This is a genomic window from Micromonospora sp. NBS 11-29 (genome assembly GCF_002140155.1).
Lineage (GTDB): Bacteria > Actinomycetota > Actinomycetes > Mycobacteriales > Micromonosporaceae > Micromonospora.
The window spans coordinates 123,890-126,671 of sequence record NZ_NAPR01000003.1 but is presented as its reverse complement, the minus strand read 5'-3'; the positions used below and the strand labels follow the sequence as shown (position 1 = coordinate 126,671).

Genomic DNA, 2,782 nt, shown 5'->3' with positions numbered 1-2,782 from the left:
GGCCGAGGCGCGGGCGGCGGACCTGGCCGCCCGGCTGGCCGCCGCCGAGGCGGACCGGGACGCCGCCGTACGCCGCGTCGGGCAGCTCGCCGACCAGGTCAGCGACCTGGCCGGGGCACTGGCGTCCCTCGGCGCGCGCCACGGGTCGGGACGGGGCGGCGCGTAACCGGTGCCCCGGGTGAGGATCGTCGGCATGGGAAAGACCTACGAGCGCATCGACGGCCGGCTGCGGGAGTTCATCGAGGCGCAGCCGATGTTCTTCGTGGCCACCGCCCCGCTGTCCGGCGACGGCACCGTCAACCTGTCCCCCAAGGGTCTACGCGGCGCCCTGGCGGTGCTCGACGACCGCACCGTGGCCTACCTCGACTTCGCCGGCAGCAACGCCGAGACCATCGCCCACCTGCGGGAGAACGGGCGGGTCACGGTGATGTGGTGCGCGTTCGCGGGCCCGCCGACCATCGTGCGGGTGCACGGGCGCGGCGAGCCGGTGTTCCGCGACGACCCGCGCTGGCCCGACCTGCTGCGGCACTTCCCCGACATCGACCCCGACCCGCACGGGCTGCGGGCGGTGATCGTGGTCCGCGCCGACCTGATCCGCGACACCTGCGGCTACGCGGTGCCGCTGATGACCTACGACACCGACCGGGACCTGCACGGGCGGCGTTTCGCCCGGGAGGACGACGCGTCGCTGTCGGCGTACTTCGCCGGCAAGCAGCACGTCGCGACCAGCATCGACGGGCTGCCCGGCCTGCCGCTGCCGTTGCCGCCCACCCCCCAGCGGTGAGTGGCGGTCAGTGGATGCCGGCCATCAGGGCGCGGATCTGGCGGGTGAACATCACCGCGGCCAGGCCCAGCACCACCGAGGCCAACCCGAAGGTGAGGAAGTACGTCGGCTGCGACCAGTGCTGCGCCAGCCGGGCCACCTGACCGCCGATGGCGTCGCCGACGGCGGTGGCGAGGAACCACAGGCCCAGCATCTGGCTGGCGTACTTGACCGGGGCCAGTTTCGTGGTGGCCGACAGGCCCACCGGGCTCAGCGACAGCTCACCGGCGACCTGGATCGCGTACACCGCGACCAGCCACCACGGTGAGACCAGGTCACCGCCGACGGCGGCCCGGGCGGCGGCGGCCATCAGCACGAACGACAGGCCGTTGAGGACCAGACCGACGGCGAACTTCGTGGGCGTGGACACCCGGTGGCCCAGCCGCAGCCACAGCCACGCGGCCAGCGGCGCGCCGATGATGATCAGGATCGGGTTCACCGACTGCAACCACGACGCCGGGAAGGTGAACCCGGCCACGTTCCGGTCGGTGCGGTCGGCGGCGAAGATGTTCAGCACCGACCCGGCCTGGTCGTAGATCAGCCAGAACGCGGCGGCGAAGACGAACAGCCACACGTACGCCTTCATCCGCGAGCGTTCGGTGCCGCTGATCTCCCGGTCGGTGAGGATCCGCGCGAAGTACCCGACGGTCACCAGCACGGTCACCACGGTGAGCAGGTTGACCACCGCATCGACGGTGAACCAGCCGGTGAGCAGCAGCACGACCAGCACCGCCACCAGGACCGCGGCGGCCACGCCGACGCGGGTCAACGCCCGCCGCCGGTCGGCGCCCAGCAGCGGGTCCGCCGGCCGGGCGCCCGCGTCACCCAGGTTGCGTCGCCCCGCCACGTACTGCGCCACGCCGAAGGTCATGCCGATCGCGGCCGCGCCGAACCCCAGATGCCAGTTGATTTTCTCGCCGAGGAACCCGGTGATCAGTGGGGCGATGAACGCGCCGAGGTTGATGCCCATGTAGAAGATGGAGAACCCGGCGTCGCGGCGTGGGGAGTCCCGCTCGTACAGGTCGCCGACCATGGTGGAGATGTTGGGTTTGAGCAGGCCGGTGCCGAGCACGATCAGCGTCATGCCGGCGAACACGCTCCACCCGGTGGGCACCGCCATCACGTAGTGGCCGGCGGCGATCACCACACCGCCCCACAGGACGCTGCGTCGCGCGCCGATCAGCCGGTCGGCCACCCAGCCGCCGGGCAGCGCCATCAGGTACACCATGGCGTTGTAGGTGCCGTAGACGGCGTTGGCGCTCGACTCGCCGAGGTCGAGGCCGCCGTCGGCGACCGCCGCGGTCAGGTACAGCACCAGGATGGCCCGCATGCCGTAGAAGCTGAACCGTTCCCACATCTCGGTGAGGAAGAGGGTGGACAGCGCCCGGGGGTGACCGAAGAAGGTCTTCCCGGTGGGTGCACGGGCGCCGACCGGCGCGTCACTGCTCATCGTCACCTCCGGCGCGCGTGGTCGGTAACATCCCCGTTGGCCGGCGAAACACTCCACCGATCCGGTTGGCTGTCGCGGCCGGTTACCCTTGATGTTCCCGACCCCGTACGGCTGCGCGCCGGCGTGGGTGGGGAATGGGCGGGCGGTGACAGGCCGTTACACCTGGAGACCAGCACCACGAACGAGGGGAAGTCGATCATGGGCGAGCGTATGCTGCGCGGTAGCCGGCTGGGCGCGGTCAGCTACGAATCCGACCGCAACACGGAGCTCGCGCCGCGTCAGACCCGCGAGTACCTGTGCGCCAAGGGACACCAGTTCGAGGTGCCGTTCGCCGTCGACGCCGAGGTCCCCACGACCTGGGAGTGCAAGTTCGACGGCAGCGTCGCCCGTCTGGTCGACGGCAACGAGCCGGAGCAGAAGAAGGCCAAGCCGCCGCGCACCCACTGGGACATGCTGCTGGAGCGGCGTTCCATCGCCGAGCTGGAGGACATCCTCGCCGAGCGGCTGCA

2 protein-coding genes and 1 pseudogene are annotated in these 2,782 nt (G+C 71.2%); 2 read left to right on the top strand and 1 reads right to left on the bottom strand.

The features are described 5' to 3' along the window. Nucleotides 1-193 precede the first annotated feature (193 nt). Nucleotides 194-784, top strand: coding sequence for a pyridoxamine 5'-phosphate oxidase family protein (locus B1205_RS01805; RefSeq protein WP_089154017.1), 591 nt, complete (start codon nt 194-196; stop codon nt 782-784). A 7-nt stretch (nt 785-791) separates the two neighbouring features. On the opposite strand, the gene B1205_RS01800 is transcribed toward B1205_RS01805, so the two are convergent. After that, nucleotides 792-2,273, bottom strand: a complete 1,482-nt coding sequence (locus tag B1205_RS01800; protein WP_089154353.1) for a peptide MFS transporter — start codon at nt 2,271-2,273, stop codon at nt 792-794. A 198-nt stretch (nt 2,274-2,471) separates the two neighbouring features. Between B1205_RS01800 and B1205_RS01795 the strand changes: the two are divergent. Beyond that, nucleotides 2,472-2,782, top strand: a pseudogene (locus B1205_RS01795) (RNA polymerase-binding protein RbpA); the annotation flags it as partial.